A 17,134-nucleotide genomic window follows, 5' to 3' on the forward strand; every position below is an offset into this window, starting at 1 on the left:
CGAGGTCGTCCATGCCCGAGCGCTATATCAAGTCCGAGCCCTACGCCTGGCCCTACAACGGCGATCTCCGGCCTGCGAACACGGCACTCGTCATCATCGACATGCAGACCGATTTCTGCGGCGTCGGCGGCTATGTCGACAAGATGGGCTATGATCTCTCGCTGACGCGGGCGCCGATCGAGCCGATCAAGAAGCTGCTCGCAGTGATGCGCAAGCAGGGGTTCCACATCATCCATACCCGCGAAGGCCACCGCCCCGATCTGTCCGACCTGCCCGCCAACAAGCGCTGGCGCTCGCGCCAGATCGGTGCCGGGATCGGCGATCCCGGCCCGTGCGGCCGCATCCTGGTGCGCGGCGAGCCCGGCTGGGAAATCATCCCCGAGCTCGCGCCGCTGCCGGGCGAGCCCGTCATCGACAAGCCCGGCAAGGGCTCGTTCTGCGCCACCGATCTGGAGCTGATCCTGCGCGTACGCGGCATCGAGAACATCGTGCTCACCGGTATCACCACCGACGTCTGCGTCCACACCACGATGCGCGAGGCCAACGACCGCGGATTCGAATGCGTGCTGCTACACGATTGCTGCGGCGCGACCGACAAGAGCAACCACGACCATGCCCTGAAGATGATCAAGATGCAGGGCGGCGTGTTCGGTGCGGTCTCGACATCCGATGCCTTTATCGGAACGATCTCGTGATCATCGGCGAGACGCCCCCGCCGTCAGGCGCCTTCGGCGTCGACGCCATCGCCATGACCATGCGCTTCGGCGACTTCCTGGCGCTGGACAACGTCGAGCTGAAGGTGCGCCCCGGCTCCTTCCATGCGCTGCTCGGCGAGAACGGCGCCGGCAAGTCGACGCTCGTCAAATGCATCATGGGCTACTACCACGCGACCGAAGGCGACATCCTCGTCGGTGGCCGCGAGCAGGCGATCGGCAATCCCAAGGATGCCCACGCGCTCGGGCTCGGCATGGTCTACCAGCACTTCACGCTGGTGCCGGCCATGACGGTTGCGGAAAATCTCGTGCTGGCGCGTGACGACGTACCGGCCGTCGTGAATTGGCCGAAGGAGATGAAGGAGCTCGAGGCCTTCCTGGCCCGAATGCCCTTCAAGGTGCCGCTCGGCGCAAAGGTTTCCGACATCTCCGCCGGCGAGCGGCAGAAATGCGAGATCCTCAAGCAGCTCTATTTGAAGCGCCGCTTCCTGATCCTGGACGAGCCGACCTCGGTGCTGACGCCTGCGGAGGCCGACGAGGTGCTCGGCATGCTCCGCGACATGGTCGTGAAGGGCGAGCTGACGATCCTGATGATCACTCACAAGTTCCGCGAGGTCATGGCCTTCGCCGACGAGGTCACGATCCTGCGCCGTGGCAAGCTCGCCGGACACGGCAAGGTCGCCGAGCTCACGCCGGATGCGATGGCCCGCACCATGATCGGCGCGGAGGAGCTGACGGTGCAGCCGCCGCGCACCGGCGAAGCCGGTAAGGCGCGGCTGGAGCTGGCAAAGCTTCGCGCGCTCGACGATGCCGGCGCCATTGCCGTGCACGACGTCTCGCTGACAGTGCGCGCCGGCGAGATCGTCGGCATCGCCGGCGTCTCCGGCAACGGACAGCGCCAGCTCGTCGAGGTCTTGGCCGGCCAGCGCGAGGCCGAGAGCGGCGAGATCCGCGTCGCGGGCGATCCCTATCACGCCAGCCGCGAGGAGATGCGCCGGCACAGAATGTCGCTGCTGCCCGAAGAGCCGCTCAAGAACGCCTGCGTCGGCGGCATGAGCGTCGCCGATAACATCGCCTTCCGCGAATTCGACCGCGCGCCCTTCGCAAGCGGCGGCTGGTGGCTCAACCGCGGCGCCTTCCGCGACGACGCCAGGAAGAAGATCGCACAGTACAAGATCAAGACCCGCACGCCGGAGACGCCGATCTCGGCGCTGTCGGGCGGCAATGTGCAGCGCGCCGTGCTCGCCCGCGAGCTCGCCGGAGACGTCGAGGTGCTGATCGCGGCCAATCCCTGCTTCGGGCTCGACTTCGCGGCTGTGGCGCAGATCCACGCCGAGATCATGGCCGCCCGCAATCGCGGCGCCGCGGTGCTGCTGGTCAGCGAGGACCTCGACGAGCTGCTCGAACTGTCGGATCGGTTGGTGGTAATGTTCCACGGCGAATTCGTGTATGAAGCACGAACCAGCGAGGCCGACCTGACCGTGGTCGGCCGTCACATGGCGGGACATTGACCGCGGAGCAGCGATGAGCGCCGCATCGGAACGCGACCAACAGTTCTTGCGCCTGTCCTTCGCGGTCGCGCGCCGCGCGCTCACCCATGGCAACCATCCCTTCGGCTGCGTTGTGGTCGATGCGGGCGGCAAGGTGCTGATCGAGGCCGAAAACGGCTACATGCCGGACCACGACGGCACCGCGCATGCCGAGCGCCTAGCAGCCACGCAAGCTTGCCGCACGCTCAGCCCCGAGGTGCTGGCGAAGGCGACGCTCTATTCCTCGGCCGAACCCTGCGCGATGTGTGCCGGCGCGATCTACTGGGCCGGCATCGGCCGCGTCGTCTATGGCCTCAGCGAGCACCGCCTGCGCGGTGTCACCGGCAACCACCCGGAAAATCCCACGCTCGACCTGCCTTGCCGCACGGTTTTCGCCAGCGGCCAGCGCCCCACGGAGGTGGTCGGCCCGCTGCTCGAGGATGAGGCCGAAGCGCTGCATGACGGCGTGTGGACGAGGTAAGCTGTGTCGTAGGGTGGGCAAAGCGCAGCGTGCCCACCTATTGCGAACCGTGATTCCGGAGAGATGGTGGGCACGCCGCAACGCGCCTTTGCCCACCCTACGGCAGACGTGCAAATGGCGCCGCGCATTCTCGCGCGACGCCATCCTCAGGTCCGTCCGCCGATCAGAACTTCATGGTGATGCCACCATAAACCGTGGACTCGGTGCAGCTCTTGGTGCTCTGGCCGGTCGCGGCGACTGTGCAGACGCCGGGCATGGCGTTGTGGTCGAGGCCGAACTTGTTCTGCCAGTAGCGATAGGCGACCCAGAGGTCGACGAAGTGCGAGTACTTGTCGCCCCACACCGCCTTCGCGGCATCGAAGGTCAGGCGTATCGGCTCGCTGTTCAGCTCAGTCTTGGACGCCGTGGAGAAGCGGCCGATGCCCGAGAGCGCAGGGAGGCCATTCGAGTCACCCTTCGGCCCGTACCAGCCGGCGCGGCCGCTGATCGACCAGAACTGCATGCTCGGCGGCAGGAAGCCGAGGTCCATGTAGTAGTTGATTTCGACCGCCCAGGTCGGGTTGTAGCTGACATTGCCATCCGAGTTGCAGGCGACGCCCGCGGGCCCGGCGACGAACAGTCCGCACTGGGTGAAGGCATTGTGGTTCGAGAACTCCCAGTACATCAACGGCGCGACGTTGATGTAGCCCTTGTAGGGAAGGTCGAAGGCGAACTGCAGACCGGCGACGACGTCGCGCTTGGCCGGCGCGAGGAAGGTGTTCTCGCTGTTGCCGTCCATACCGACTTCGAACGAGACGTTGTGCAGCGGCCCCATGGTGAAGGCCTTGGTGTTGAACAGCTCGTTCCAGCCGAAGGTCGAGCGGAACAGGCCGTAGATTTCGGTGGCGCCCGCGCAGTTGCCGGCGGCGCCGCTGATGGTCACACCCGGCGCGGTGCAGGGCGAGGCCGGGTCGTTGTGACCCGACTTGAACATCGAGATGGTGAAGAAGTTGGTGCCGTAGGACCACAGGTCGAAGTGGGTGAAGGAATAGACCTGCTTGGCGGTGGTGCCGTTGATGCTGCCATTCGGATTGACGCTCCACATGCCGGGATCAGTGCCCTTGGGCATCCAGGAGAACGTCACGCGGTTATCGATCACGAGGAAGAACGGAAGATCGGCCGGCTTCTTGGCGGCCTTGACCGGTAAATCCGCCGCGAGAGCTGGGCCACCATTGGCCAGCGTAGCAAGTGACAGCATCGTTGCTGCCATTGCCATGTAACGAAACGACATTCTGAAGACCCCCAAGTTTGACAATTAGAAATGACCGCCCTTGGGTGCGACACTTGCGCCGATATCCCGGAGTGAGAAGCCTCATCTTTTTCCAGGGCGTGCCGTATGTTTCGGCAGCACGCAGCGTCTCATCGCGGATTTGCAGGCGTCACGCGCGCTGCTTGCGTGCGCTTGACGCATGCTCGTTGCCGAACATTCCCGTTTGGTTTTTTCGGTCTTTTCTAGGCGTCGCGCGAAGCATCGATCGCGCAGTACGGCGGTCGCTTTCGCGTCGTGGCGATGCATGCAGGGATGGCGACGCTGCTGCTCAACTTCTCGTCAAGCCTGCACAGCGGGTTCCGATTTGGTTTGAACCGTCACAAAATTGCAACAGGCGCGGCCCGTCTCGGCGATCGCGGCAGCCTTCCAGACCACAACTGGCCGCCTTTCCCGCTCCCTGACATGGACACGCCTCGCGAACGCCGGCGCCTGCCAAAGCGTTGAGCAAGGGATGGCGCTTTTTCACATCTTACGCGGCAGTTCAAACTAGCCCACAATTGAGGCAACTCACCCCCTGCAAGTGTACCAGCGCATGTTAGACCCGACGCCCAACGGCCTGCATTCCGGCGAACCGCCGCTGCTTCAGACGCGCGGGCTCACCAAGCGCTATGGTGATTTCGTCGCCAACGACTCTATCGACATCGAGATCCGGCCCGGGGAGATCCATGCGCTGCTCGGCGAGAACGGCGCCGGCAAGTCGACGCTGGTCAAGGCGATCTACGGGCTGATCCAGCCCAGCGCCGGCGAGATTAGCTGCCAGGGTCGGCCGATCGTCCTGTCCGGTCCCTCGGACGCACGCCGCCGCGGCATCGGCATGGTGTTCCAGCACTTCTCGCTGTTCGACAATCTCACCGTCGCCGAGAATGTCGCGCTCGGCCTCGACGGGAGTGAGTCCTTCAAGGACATGTCGGCGCGGCTCGCGCAGGTGTCGAAGACCTACGGCCTCCCGCTCGATCCCAAACGCGAGGTCTGGCAATTGTCAGTCGGCGAACGCCAGCGCATCGAGATCGTCCGCGCGCTGATGCAGGATCCGAAATTCCTGATCCTGGACGAGCCCACCGCGGTGCTGACGCCGCAGGAGGCCGATCAGCTCTTCATCGTGCTGGAACGGCTCAAGGCTGAGGGCCGCGCCATCCTCTACATCAGTCACAAGCTCGACGAGGTGAAGCGGCTCTGCGACACCGCCACCATCCTGCGCGCCGGGAGGAAGGTCGCGACCTGCAACCCACGGCTCGAGACCGCGGCCTCGCTGGCGCGCATGATGGTGGGTAGCGAGATCAAGGAAGTGAGGGCCGCGGCCGGCCGGCAGACCACGGTGCCGCGGCTGGTCGTCAACGATCTCTGGCTGGCGCCAGCCGAGGCGCATGGCGTGCGGCTCGAACACGTCTCGTTCGAATTGAAGGGCGGTGAGATCCTCGGCATCGCCGGCGTGGCCGGCAACGGGCAGGACGAGCTGTTCGCCGCGCTCTCCGGCGAGCGACTGTCGAAAGACCCGGGCACCGTGGTGATCGAAGGCATCGCCGCCGGCCATCTCTCGATCACCGGGCGGCGCAAGCTGGGCGCGGCGTTCGTGCCGGAGGAGCGGCTCGGCCACGGCACCGCGCCGCGCATGAAGCTGTCGGAGAATGCGTTGCTCACCGGCCACGCCGCGAGCCGCATGGTTCGTCACGGCTTCATCGACACCGCAGCGACACTGAAGACCGTCGACAAGGCGACCGAGACGTTCGACGTGCGCAAGGCCAAGCGCGATCCGGAAGCGGCAAGTCTCTCCGGCGGCAATCTGCAGAAATTCATCGTCGGTCGCGAGATCCTGCGCAACCCGGCGGTGCTGGTGGTGAGCCAGCCCACTTGGGGCGTCGACGCCGGCGCGGCCGCCGTGATCCGCCAGGCACTGCTTGATCTGGCGACGGAGGGCGCAGCGGTGCTGGTCACGAGTCAGGACCTCGACGAGCTCGTCGAAATCACCGACCGCATCGCCGTGATGTTCCACGGACGGCTGTCGGTGCCGCTGCCGACCCGCGAAGCCACGCGCGAAAAACTCGGCCTGTTGATGGGCGGCAGCAGTCTGGAGCCGAAGGAGGCCGTGCATGCAGCTGGTGCTTGAGAAGCGTGCCGAGCGCTCTGGCAGGATCGCGCTGGTCTCTCCCCTGATCGCGATCGGATTGACGCTTCTGACCATGGTGATCCTGTTCGCGATCCTCGGTAAGAATCCGCTGCTCGCGCTCGATGCGTATTTCATCGCGCCGCTGACCGACGGCTATTCGCTGCAGGAGATCGCAGTGAAGGCGACGCCGCTGGTGATGATCGCGATCGGGCTGTCGCTGTGCTATCTCGCCAACGCCTGGAACATCGGCGCCGAGGGGCAATTCCTCATCGGTGCGGTGGCCGGAAGCTGGATCGCGGTGAAGACACAAGGCACCGATGCCGGGGCCTGGGTGCTGCCGGCCATGCTGCTGCTCGCAGCCGTCGCGGGCGCGCTCTACGCGCTCATTCCGGCAATCTGCAAGGTGAAGTTCGGCGCCAGCGAAATCCTGACCAGCCTGATGCTGGTCTATGTCGCCGACCTCCTCCTCGACTACCTCGTGCGCGGGCCCTGGCGCGATCCGCACGGCTTCAACTTCCCGACCACGGCGGAATTCGATCCGGTGGCAACCGTTCCCCTGCTGTTCGAGGGTGGCCGGCTGCATCTCGGTTCCATCATCGCGCTGTTGGTGGCTGCTGCGGCGGCGATCCTGCTCGGGCGTACCATCAAGGGATTCGAGATCCGTGTGGTGGGCGCGGCGCCACGCGCGGCGCGGTTCGGCGGCTTCAACGCCAACCAGCTGGTCATCCTGACCTTCGCGGTCTCCGGCGCACTGGCGGGCCTCGCCGGCATCATCGAGGTCGCTGGTCCCGTCGGACATCTCCAGCCCGGCATCTCGCCCGGCTATGGCTTTACCGCGATCATCGTCGCCTTTCTCGGCCGGCTGAACCCGGTTGGAATACTAATTGCAGGTCTGTTCCTCGCATTGACCTTTATCGGCGGCGAGCAGGCCCAGATCGCAATGAAGATCCCGTTGGACGTCACCAAGGTTTTCCAGGGCATTCTGCTGTTCTACGTGCTCGCCTGCGATTCCCTCATTCTCTACCGTTTCCGGCTGGTCTTCTCGAACCGTCAGGTGACCCGTGGAGCTGGTTGAGGCCATCATCCTGTCGGTGCTCGCCGCTTCGACGCCGCTGCTGATTGCGGCGACCGGCGAGCTCCTGACCGAGCGCTCCGGCGTGCTCAATCTCGGCGTCGAGGGCATGATGATCATGGGCGCGGCCTGCGGCTTTGCCGGCGCCTGGCTGAGCGGCTCGATCCTGGTCGGCGCGCTCTGCGGCATCGTCGCGGGGACCCTGATGTCACTGATCTTCGCGCTGATGGCGCTCGGGCTCGCCGTCAACCAGGTTGCGACCGGCCTCGCGCTGACCATCCTCGGCGTCGGCCTCTCCGGCCTGATCGGCGCCGGTTTTGTCGGCGAGCGCATCACTCCGGCTGCGCATCTCGACATTCCCGGCCTCACGGATATCCCCTTCATCGGCCACGTGCTGTTCGGCCAGGACGCCTTCGTCTATCTCTCGCTGGCGTTGATCGTCGGCGTGTGGTGGTTCCTGTACCGCACCCGGCCGGGCCTGATCCTGCGCGCCTGCGGCGACAACCACCTCTCCGCGCATGCGCTCGGCTATCCCGTGCTGCGCATCCGCACCCTGGCCGTGATGTTCGGCGGCGCCTGCGCCGGGCTTGCCGGCGCTTATCTGCCGCTCGCCTACACGCCGTTCTTCATTCCCGGCATGACCGCCGGTCGCGGCTGGATCGCCCTGGCGCTGGTCGTGTTCTCATCCTGGCAGCCGGGGCGGCTTGTCGTCGGCGCCTATTTGTTCGGCGCGGTGACGATCCTGCAACTGCACGCGCAGGGCTGGGGCGTCGGCATTCCCTCGCAGTTCATGTCGGCGCTGCCGTATCTCGCGACCATCATCGTTCTGGTCCTGCTGTCCCGCGCGCGCACCGGTGGCTCGACCGCGCCGGCCGCACTCGGCACCGTATTCGTGCCCGACCGCTGATTTTTTCCGTAGCGTGCGCGAAGGGGGCGCGCATGGTGCGGATCGTGGCTTTCCCCGACTGTTTGGAGATTGATGATGAGGAAAACACTTCTTGCGCTGGCTGCCGGGCTTCTGCTTGCCGGGAGCGTCGGTGCAGCCTCTGCCGCCGACAAACTGAAGGTCGGTTTCATTTATCTCGGTCCGATCGGCGATCTCGGCTGGACCTATCAGCATGAGCTCGCCCGCCAGGCGCTGGTGAAGGAGCTCGGCGACAAGATCGAGACGACCTATCTCGAGAACGTCCCCGAAGGTCCCGACGCGGAACGCGCGATTGAGCAGCTCGCCCGCGCCGGCAACAAGCTGATCTTCACCACCTCGTTCGGCTACATGGATCCGACGCTGAAGGTCGCCAAGAGATTTCCGAACGTGCATTTCGAGCACGCCACCGGCTACAAGCGCAACCCGAACATGTCGACCTATTCGGCGAGATGGTACCAGGGTCGCTACATCCAGGGCCTGATCGCGGCCAAGATGTCGAAGTCAGGCGTGCTCGGCTATATCGGCTCGTTCCCGATTCCCGAGGTCGTCTCCGGCATCAACGCGACGATCCTCGCGGCGCAGACCATCAACCCGAACATCAAGGTCAAGATCATCTGGGCCAACACCTGGTTCGATCCGGGCAAGGAGGCCGATGCTGCCAAGGCGCTGATCGACCAGGGCGCTGACATCATCATGCAGCACACGGATTCGCCGGCGGCGATGCAGATCGCCAGCGAGCGCGGCAAGCTCGCCTTCGGCCAGGACTCCGAGATGATCAAGTTCGGGCCGAAGACGCAGCTGACCTCGATCCTAGACACCTGGGGCCCCTATTACATCGCCCGCGTCAAGGCCGAGCTCGACGGCACCTGGAAGTCGGAGGATAGTTGGGGCGGCCTCGACAGCCACATGTTCGCGATGGCGCCGTACACCAACATGCCCGACGACGTGAAGAAGATGGCCGAAGACGCCCAGGCGGCGATCACGGCCGGCAAGCTGCATCCGTTCAAGTGCCCGATCGTTGGGCAGGACGACAAGCCGATCGAGTGCAAGGGCGGCGATCATCTCGACGACGGCCAGATCCTCGGCATGAATTTCTACGTCAAGGGCATCGACGACAAGCTTCCCGGCAAGTAGCACGCTTCTTGCTTGGGGAATTCACCTGCTCCTCCCAGAGGAGGTTCGAGGGGGTAGCCACAAGCACCCGGCACTTGTGGTTGCCCCCTCTTCTATCCTGCCAGCATCGCGCGTGCCGCCGCACTGTGGCGGCGGATGAGACCGGCGACGTCCAGTCCCGGTATCGCGCCATCGACCACGGCCCATTTGCCCGCGACCATCACCCGGTCGGCCCGGTGCGCGCCACACAGCACGAGCGCGGCCAAGGGATCGCCATGGCCGGAGAAGCGCAATTCGTCGAGCTTGAACAGCGCCAGATCAGCCGCCTTGCCGACGGCGATCTCGCCGAGCTCGGGACGGCCGACGCAGGCCGCCGAACCCTTGGTGGCCCAGCGCAGCGCGTCCTTGTGGCTGACCTTGGTCACGCCGTAACGTGCCCGCTGCAGCAGGAACGCCGCGCGCACCTCCTGCATCAGGTTCGACGCATCGTTGGAGGCGGGGCCGTCGACGCCGAGCCCGATCCCGACGCCGGCCTCCTCCATCTCGCAGACCGGGCAGCAGCCGGATGCGAGAAGCTGGTTGCTGCAAGCACAGTGGCTAATCGCTGTCCCTGCCCTGCCGAGCCGCTTCATCTCGTCGGCGTTGAAGAAGATGCCGTGCGCGAGCCAGGTCCGCGCATTGAGCCAGCCGCACTGCTCGAGATAATCGAGCGGACGGCAGCCATGCATTTGCAGGCAGAACCGGTTCTCGTCCTCGGTCTCGGCGAGATGGGTGTGCAGGCGCACGTCGAGCTTGTCCGCGAGCTCGGCGGTGGCGCGCATGAGAGACGTCGTCACCGAAAAGGGCGAGCACGGCGCGAGCGCGATCTGCACCATCGCATCTTCGCCGCGCTGGTGATGTTGGGCGACAACGCGGGCGCTATCTGCCAGAATCGTGTCCTCGTCCTGCACGACGCTGTCCGGCGGCAGGCCGCCGTCGCGCTGGGACAGGTTCATCGAGCCGCGCGTGAGCAGCACCCGCACGCCGAGCCGTCTGGCCACCGCAACCTCGATGTCGACGGCGTCTTCGAGCCCGGCCGGAAACACGTAATGATGATCCGTCGTGGCGGTGCAACCGGAGAGCAGGAGCTCGGACATCGCCACGGTGACGCCGAGTTCCAGCGATTCCGGCGTGAGCTTCGCCCACACCGGATAGAGAGCCTGGAGCCAGGGAAACAGCTCCCGGTCCATCGCCGCCGGCAACGCTCGCGTCAGCGTCTGGTAGAAATGGTGATGCGTGTTGATGAGGCCGGGCAGCACGACGTGCTCGCCTGCGTCGAACACCGCGACATCGGCGGTGGCGGGCTGAGCGCCCGCCGGCACGAGCTCGACGATCCGGCCATCCCTGACCACGATCCCGCGCTCCGCACCGTCGGCGAGGATGGCCAGAGGATCCCTGATCCAGATCGGCTTGGCGTCGCTCATGATCCATTTCTCCTCACATCCGCGTATGACGGGCCTGCAAGGCGAGGGCCAGCAGGTTCGCGGAGGTCTTGCTACTTGTTGTTGCCAGTTGGCGCCGGTCTTGCAAGACTTTCCCGCAAGTAACGCATCCGGTCGAGGCTGGCCTGGCCATGGACTTGAACACCATCACGACTGTCGCCCATCCCGGGAGTCGCGCCCAACTGCCCGTTTGGACGGCAGGTGATGCTTGGCTTGCGGGCGGCACGTGGCTGTTCTCGGAACCGCAGACCCACCTCTCGCGCTTGATCGATCTCACCGATTTGAGATGGCCGGCGCTGACGATCACCGACACGCATCTTTCGATCGCCGCCACCTGCACCATCGCCCAGCTCGATGCGCTCGTGTGTCCGCCCGATTGGATCGCGGCGCCGCTGATCAACCAGTGCTGCCGCGCCTTCCTCGCCTCCTTCAAGATCTGGAAGACGGCGACTGTCGGCGGCAATCTCTGCATGTCGCTGCCGGCGGGGCCGATGATCTCCCTCACCTCTGCGTTCGGCGGCGTCTGCACCATCTGGAAAGCCGGCGGCGGCGAGCAGAAGATTCCCGTCGTCGAGTTCGTCACCGGCAACCAGCGCAACCGCCTGACAGCGGGCGATCTCTTGCGCCAGATCGATATCCCGCTTCCCGCGCTGACGCGACGCTCGGCCTTTCGCCAGATCTCGCTGACGCCGGTCGGCCGTTCGGCGGCGCTTCTGATCGGCAGCCTCGATCCCGCCGGCGCGCTGGCGCTGACGGTGACCGCATCGACGGTGCGCCCGATCCGGATCTCCTTTCCGAAGCTGCCCGATGCAAGCGCGCTTCGCGACGCGATTGCAGAGCACATCGCTGATGACCTCTACCACACCGACGTCCACGGCAATCCGTTCTGGCGCAAGCACATGACGCTGCGACTCGCCGAGGAGATCCGCGGTGAACTGCTCGATATGGCGCGGCCATGAGTTACGAGGTCAACGGCAAGTCGTTTTCGCAGACGCCGCGCGCCGGCCAGTGCCTGCGCACCTTCCTGCGCGAGCTCGGCCAGTTCGGCGTGAAGAAGGGCTGCGACGCCGGCGATTGTGGCGCGTGCACCGTGCTGCTCGACGGCGAGCCGGTGCATAGCTGCCTGATCCCGGCCTTCCGCGCCGGGGGCCGCGCGATCACCACGATCGAAGGACTTGGCGGCGACCGTGGCGCGCATCCGATGCAGCGGGCGTTCCTCGATGCGCAGGGCTTCCAATGCGGCTTCTGCACCGCCGGCATGATTCTCACCTGCGCCACACTGAATCAGGCCCAGCGCACCGATCTCGGCGCTGCGCTGAAGGGCAACATCTGCCGCTGTACCGGCTATCGCTCGATCGAGGACGCGCTTGACGGCACGAGCAACGTCGATGACATGGTCGAGGCCGGCGTCGCATTCGGCCGCAGCCTGCCGGCGCCCGCCGGCCCGGACGTCGTACGCGGCAAGGCGCGCTACACCTTCGACATCGCCACCGAAGGCCTCTTGCACATCAAGCTGCTCCGCTCGCCACACGCGCACGCCAAAATCGTCGCGATCGACGCATCGGCCGCGCTGGCTGTTCCCGGCGTGCATGCGGTGCTGACGCATGAGGATGCCCCGCCCGCACTGTTCTCGACCGCGCGGCATGAGAAGGACTGGATGGATCCGGATGACACGCGCGTCCTCGACGACACCGTCCGCTTCATCGGGCAGAAGGTCGCTGCCGTTATCGCCGAAAGCGATGCCGCCGCCGAAGAGGCCTGCCGCCGGCTGAAGGTCACCTACGACATCCTGCCCGCTGTGATCGATCCGGAGCAGGCGACCGCCCCCGGGGCGCCGATCATCCATCCCGACCGGACCACCGCAAATCGCGTCGCCGACGCACAGCGCAACATCGTTGCCGAACGGCACGCCGAGTTCGGCGATGTTGCTGCCGCGCTGGCAGCCTCCGCCGTCATCTATGAAGGCACATTCACGACACAACGCGTGCAGCATGCGGCGCTGGAGACCCATGGCGGCCTCGCCTGGCTAGACGAAACCGGCGTGCTCAACATTCGCTCCTCGACGCAGGTGCCGTTCCTGACCCGGCGCACGCTGGCGGATATTTTCGGTCTTCCCGCCGACAAGGTCCGCGTATTCTGCGAACGCGTCGGCGGTGGCTTTGGCGGCAAACAGGAGATGTTCGTCGAGGACATTCTGGCGCTCGCCGCGCTGAAGACCGGGCGCCCGGTGAAGCTCGAGTTCACCCGCGAGGAGCAGTTCATCGCCACGTCGACGCGGCACCCGATGCGGATTCACGTCAAGGCCGGCGCCGACGCAAATGGCAAGCTGACCGCGTTGCAGCTCAACGTGCTCTCCAACACCGGCGCCTACGGCAATCACGCCGGCCCCGTGCTGTTCCACGCGGTGGCGGAAAGTTTTGGCGTCTACAATTGCCCGAACAAGAAGGTCGATGCGGTCGCGGTCTACACCAATACGGTACCGGCGGGCGCGTTTCGCGGCTACGGCCTGCCGCAGTCGCTGATTGCCATGGAAGCCGCGATCGACGAGCTCGCACGACAGCTCGGCATCAGCCCCTACGAGATGCGCCGTCGCAATATCGTCAAGCCCGGCGATCCCATGCTGTCGCCGCCGCCGTCCGACTATCACGACGTGCTCTATGGCTCCTACGGGCTCGACCAGTGCCTCGACCTCGTCGAGCGCGCGATGAGGGCGGATACGCCAAAGCCCGACCTCTCGCCGGAGTGGCTGATCGGGGAAGGCATCGCGCTGACCATGATCGACACGGTGCCGCCGGCCGGCCACGTCGCGGACGCCGCGATCGCGCTCAACGACGACGGCAGCTTCGATCTCACCGTCGGCACCGCCGAGTTCGGCAACGGCACCAGCACCGTGCACCGTCAGATCGCAGCCACGGTGCTCGCGACCACGGTCGACAGAATCCGCTTGCGCCAGTCCGACACCGCTCATGGCGGACACGATACCGGCGCCTATGGCAGCGCCGGCGTCTTCGTCGCCGGCAAGGCAACGCACGCCGCGGCCATGCAGCTTGCGACCGAGTTGACGGCAGCCGCTGCCGAGGCCTGGTTATGCGACGCCGGGGCTTGCGTACTCGAGGACGAGGCCGTCGTCAGCGGCGTCCGGCGGATGCCATTCACCGAGCTGGCAGCGATTGCGCGCGAGCGTGGCCGGCCGCTCGCGGCCAGCGGCAATTCCGGGGGCACGCCGCGCTCGGTTGCCTTCAACGTGCAGGGCTTTCGCGTGGCCGTGAACAAGGGCACCGGCGAGCTCAGGATTCTACGCAGCGTCCAGGCGGCAGATGCCGGCCGCGTCGCCAATCCCATGCAGTGCCGCGGCCAGGTCGAGGGCGGCGTGGCGCAGGCGCTCGGCGCGGCACTCTTTGAGGAGATGGTGATCGATGCGGACGGCCGCGTCGCCAACCCAAGGTTCCGCGACTACCACCTGCCCTCCTTCGCCGACGTCCCGCGCACCGAGGTGTTCTTCGCCGACACGTCCGACACGGTCGGTCCGATGGGAGCGAAGTCGATGAGCGAGAGCCCATACAACCCCGTCGCCGCAGCGCTCGGCAACGCGATCGCCGATGCGACGGGCATCCGCTTCACGTCGACGCCGTTCAAGCCTGACCGGCTGTTCCCGGCGCTGCACGAGAAGTTCGGATCCTAGCTTCCGCGATAGGTTGCGTAGCTCCAGGGCGTGACCAGCAGCGGCACGTGATAGTGGCCTTCGGGCTCGCTGATCGCAAAGCGCAGCGGGATCTCGTCGAGGAACGGCGGATCGGACATCGGCACGTTGCGCTCGGCGTAATATTTGCCGACGCTGAAGCGCAGCTCGTAGCGACCGATCGGCAGGGGGCGGCCGCTGATCAGGGGAGCATCGGTACGCCCGTCATGGTTGGTGACGGCACGCGTGATCACGCGGCTTTCGCCGAGGCTCGCGAGCTCGACCAGCTCGACCGCGATGCCAGATGCGGGCTTGCCGCTGTGATTGTCGAGCACATGAGTCGAGAGCCGGCCGTGCACTTTGAGCTTGTCATCGGCGGCGACGAGCTGATCGAGCCGCAGCGCGGCGATGCGGCAGATCTCCTCGATCGCACGCCGCGTCTCGGTCTTGGCAATGTTGGAAAGCCGCGTCTCGAAATCGCGCAGGATGGAATCCTTGCTGTGACGGCGCACGCAGACGATATAGGGGAAGCCGAATTTGACGCGATAGGCTTTGTTGACGCGCTCGAACGCCGCGTATTCCGCCTCTGACAGCCGGTCAAGACCGGCGCTGTTCTGCTCGGCGTTCGACTCGGCGGTGAGCCCCGCCGCACGCTGTGTCTTGTCCGCGAGGTCGGGATGCGCGCGGATCAGCGCCAATTGCGCGTCGGGTTCAGCACTCTGGATCGCCGCCTTGATCGCATCGAACAATTGATTGATGCCGGCGAATGGACGACGCGCGGCCAATTGCTCGGCAATCCACGGCGAATATTCGACGACATTGGCGAGCGCGGCCACGAACTCGGCCTCGCTCGCGGCATTGAGATCGGACAGGGCGACCTGCGACATTGCTTCCTCAGCCGATCTCGAACGCGCCTTCGGCGAGATGCGCGTGCTTGTCGTGCCAATGCTGCGCGATCTGCAATCGCGTCGGCACCCAGACGCGATCGTGCTTGCCGATATAGTCGAGGAAACGGATCAGGCCCGCGGCGCGGCCGGGACGGCCGGCGAGCCGGCAGTGCAGCCCCACCGACATCATCTTCGGCGCGGTCTCGCCTTCGACATAGAGCACGTCGAAGGCGTCCTTCAGGTAAGTGAAGAACTGCTCACCTTCCGCAAAGCCTTGCGGGTTGATGAAGCGCATATCGTTGGCATCGAGCGTGTAGGGAATGACGAGCTGCCTGCCGTTCGTCCCCCTGACCCAGTAGGGCAGATCGTCGGCATAGGAGTCGCAGAGATAGAGGAAGCCGCCCTCCTCCATCAACAGGCGGTTGGTGTTGATCGAGGAGCGCCCGGTGTACCAGCCGAGCGGCCGCGAGCCGGTGGCTTCGGTGTGAACACGGATCGCCTCCGCGATCTCGGCGCGCTCCTGCGCCTCGGTCATGTCCTTGTGCTCGATCCATTTGAGGCTGTGGCTCGCAATGTCCCAGCCCGCCTCTTTCATCGCCGCGACGATTTCCGGATTGCGCTTCAGCGCGGTGGCGACGCCGAACACGGTCGTCGGCCATTTCCGTTCGTCGAACATCCGCCACAGCCGCCAGAAGCCGGCGCGCGAGCCATATTCGAACATCGATTCGATGTTGGCGTGGCGCTGGCCCGGCCAGGGCTGCGCGCCGAGCACGTCGGACAGGAACGCTTCCGAGGCGCGGTCGCCGTGCAGGATGTTGTTCTCGCCGCCTTCCTCGAAATTGACGACGAACTGCACCGCGACCCGCGCATTGCCCGGCCATTGCGGATGCGGCGGGTTGCGGCCGTAGCCGCGAAGATCGCGCGGGTAGCGTGGCTCCTGCAACTCAGACTTCCTCGAAGCGGATCGGAAGGGCGCCCTTCCACAGCACGCTCTTGCCGAGAGTGGCGAGATTTTCCAGGCCCGAGGTCAGGGTGATGAAATGGTTGCCGGCGAGCTGGCCCATCTTGCTCGCGAAGTGCACGCCGCCATAGGCGAGCAGGATCTCGGTCTCGCTGATGCCGCCGGGATAGAGAATGATGTGGCCGGGCGCGGGATAGCTGGTGTGGTTCTCGTAGCCGACGCCGAAGTCGAGATCGCCGAGCGGCATCCACACGCCCTCGCCGCTCCAGCGCACATGGATGATGTGGCTCTCGAACGGCATGGCCTTGCGGAACGCGGCGACGGTCTTGGGCGCAAGCTGCTCCTCGAAGCGGGCATCGAAGGTGAAATCGCCGGCGCGGATAACGAGTTTGCTCATCTCATCTCTCTGGGTCGGAGGGCTTTGGCCCTCCAAGGGAACTTTCAAGCAAAGAGCATTCCGGACCGGCGCGCGCAAGTGCCGCGGCCCCGTCACCTGCGGTCGTAGGACCAGCCGAAAATCCCGCTTCGCCGCACTTCCGGCTCCGGCTCGGCAACCGGCGGCGGCGCCTCTTTCAGCTCCGCCTGTGGAGGCGGCGCCGGAAGGTGCTCGCATGTCATGGCGTAGACCAGCTTGCCGTCTGCGGTACGTCCGATCGGGGCGCAGGGGTCGGGTCGCGCCGCCGTATTCTTCGGCGTCAACTTGACTTGCGCCACGGCCGGCGACGCCATCAACAACAGGACCAGCAGATATCTCGATATCATTGTCGCTCGAAACCTCGGATCGTCCCATTCAACCGGATTGCGCGGGTCAAGTCCATCGGCGGCGCGGGCGCAATTGCCGAATATTTAGCCGCGACCAAAAGATTTGCTCGCTCCATCG

General features: G+C 65.6%; 15 protein-coding genes. 9 read left to right on the forward strand and 6 right to left on the reverse strand.

The window, feature by feature from the left end; translation table 11 throughout:
• The first annotated feature begins 11 nt into the window (after window positions 1–11).
• From K289_RS0108270 to K289_RS0108280, 3 genes are read left to right on the forward strand one after another with little or no spacing between them, the layout of a single operon-like run.
• Complete coding sequence (locus tag K289_RS0108270) at window positions 12–695, forward strand: cysteine hydrolase family protein (protein WP_027551066.1); 684 nt, start codon at window positions 12–14, stop codon at window positions 693–695.
• Window positions 692–2,224, forward strand: a complete 1,533-nt coding sequence (locus tag K289_RS0108275) for an ABC transporter ATP-binding protein (RefSeq protein ID WP_027551067.1) — start codon at window positions 692–694, stop codon at window positions 2,222–2,224. The genes K289_RS0108270 and K289_RS0108275 overlap by 4 nt, the downstream gene beginning before the upstream one ends.
• A 13-nt stretch (window positions 2,225–2,237) precedes the next feature.
• Window positions 2,238–2,723, forward strand: a complete 486-nt coding sequence (locus tag K289_RS0108280) for a nucleoside deaminase (protein WP_027551068.1) — start codon at window positions 2,238–2,240, stop codon at window positions 2,721–2,723.
• A gap of 163 nt (window positions 2,724–2,886) precedes the next feature.
• On the opposite strand, the gene K289_RS0108285 is transcribed toward K289_RS0108280, so the two are convergent.
• On the reverse strand, window positions 2,887–3,993 hold the full coding sequence (locus K289_RS0108285; RefSeq protein WP_027551069.1) for a hypothetical protein: 1,107 nt from the start codon (window positions 3,991–3,993) through the stop codon (window positions 2,887–2,889).
• A 571-nt stretch (window positions 3,994–4,564) separates the two neighbouring features.
• Here K289_RS0108285 and K289_RS0108290 point away from each other — a divergent pair.
• The 4 genes from K289_RS0108290 (at window position 4,565) to K289_RS0108305 (ending at window position 9,267) form a co-directional block, all read left to right on the forward strand.
• Window positions 4,565–6,136 carry an ABC transporter ATP-binding protein gene (locus K289_RS0108290; RefSeq protein WP_027551070.1) on the forward strand — a complete coding sequence of 524 codons (1,572 nt, stop codon included), beginning with the start codon at window positions 4,565–4,567 and terminating at the stop codon, window positions 6,134–6,136.
• The gene (locus tag K289_RS0108295) at window positions 6,120–7,211 is read left to right on the forward strand and encodes an ABC transporter permease (RefSeq protein ID WP_027551071.1); all 1,092 of its coding nucleotides are present in this window, start codon (window positions 6,120–6,122) and stop codon (window positions 7,209–7,211) included. Before K289_RS0108290 ends, K289_RS0108295 begins: the two co-directional genes overlap by 17 nt.
• Window positions 7,198–8,115, forward strand: coding sequence for an ABC transporter permease (locus tag K289_RS0108300; protein ID WP_027551072.1), 918 nt, complete (start codon window positions 7,198–7,200; stop codon window positions 8,113–8,115). Before K289_RS0108295 ends, K289_RS0108300 begins: the two co-directional genes overlap by 14 nt.
• 75 nt (window positions 8,116–8,190) lie before the next feature.
• Window positions 8,191–9,267 (forward strand): BMP family ABC transporter substrate-binding protein, encoded by a 1,077-nt coding sequence (locus K289_RS0108305; protein WP_027551073.1) that lies wholly within the window; start codon window positions 8,191–8,193, stop codon window positions 9,265–9,267.
• Window positions 9,268–9,359: 92 nt separating this feature from the next.
• Here the strand turns inward: K289_RS0108305 and K289_RS0108310 are convergent, their stop codons facing one another.
• The gene (locus tag K289_RS0108310; RefSeq protein WP_027551074.1) at window positions 9,360–10,709 is read right to left on the reverse strand and encodes an 8-oxoguanine deaminase; all 1,350 of its coding nucleotides are present in this window, start codon (window positions 10,707–10,709) and stop codon (window positions 9,360–9,362) included.
• A 149-nt stretch (window positions 10,710–10,858) separates the two neighbouring features.
• Between K289_RS0108310 and K289_RS0108315 the strand changes: the two genes are divergently transcribed.
• Both K289_RS0108315 and K289_RS0108320 read left to right on the forward strand, forming a co-directional pair.
• Entirely contained in the window at window positions 10,859–11,686 is an 828-nt protein-coding gene (locus tag K289_RS0108315; RefSeq protein WP_027551075.1) for an FAD binding domain-containing protein, read from the forward strand.
• Window positions 11,683–14,409, forward strand: a complete 2,727-nt coding sequence (locus K289_RS0108320; protein ID WP_027551076.1) for a molybdopterin-dependent oxidoreductase — start codon at window positions 11,683–11,685, stop codon at window positions 14,407–14,409. The genes K289_RS0108315 and K289_RS0108320 overlap by 4 nt, the downstream gene beginning before the upstream one ends.
• Here the strand turns inward: K289_RS0108320 and uraD are convergent.
• The 4 genes from uraD to K289_RS0108340 form a co-directional block, all read right to left on the reverse strand.
• On the reverse strand, window positions 14,406–15,293 hold the full coding sequence (gene uraD, locus K289_RS0108325) for a 2-oxo-4-hydroxy-4-carboxy-5-ureidoimidazoline decarboxylase (RefSeq protein WP_027551077.1): 888 nt from the start codon (window positions 15,291–15,293) through the stop codon (window positions 14,406–14,408). The two genes, K289_RS0108320 and uraD, sit on opposite strands and share 4 nt — an antisense overlap.
• Before the next feature lie 7 nt (window positions 15,294–15,300).
• On the reverse strand, window positions 15,301–16,236 hold the full coding sequence (puuE, locus tag K289_RS0108330) for an allantoinase PuuE (RefSeq protein ID WP_027551078.1): 936 nt from the start codon (window positions 16,234–16,236) through the stop codon (window positions 15,301–15,303).
• Between the two features lies 1 nt (window position 16,237).
• Complete coding sequence (locus K289_RS0108335) at window positions 16,238–16,651, reverse strand: DUF3830 family protein (protein ID WP_027551079.1); 414 nt, start codon at window positions 16,649–16,651, stop codon at window positions 16,238–16,240.
• A gap of 92 nt (window positions 16,652–16,743) precedes the next feature.
• On the reverse strand, window positions 16,744–17,016 hold the full coding sequence (locus tag K289_RS0108340) for a hypothetical protein (RefSeq protein ID WP_035684263.1): 273 nt from the start codon (window positions 17,014–17,016) through the stop codon (window positions 16,744–16,746).
• Window positions 17,017–17,134: the final 118 nt, after the last annotated feature.

Source organism: Bradyrhizobium sp. Cp5.3 (assembly GCF_000426265.1).
Taxonomy (GTDB): domain Bacteria; phylum Pseudomonadota; class Alphaproteobacteria; order Rhizobiales; family Xanthobacteraceae; genus Bradyrhizobium; species Bradyrhizobium neotropicale.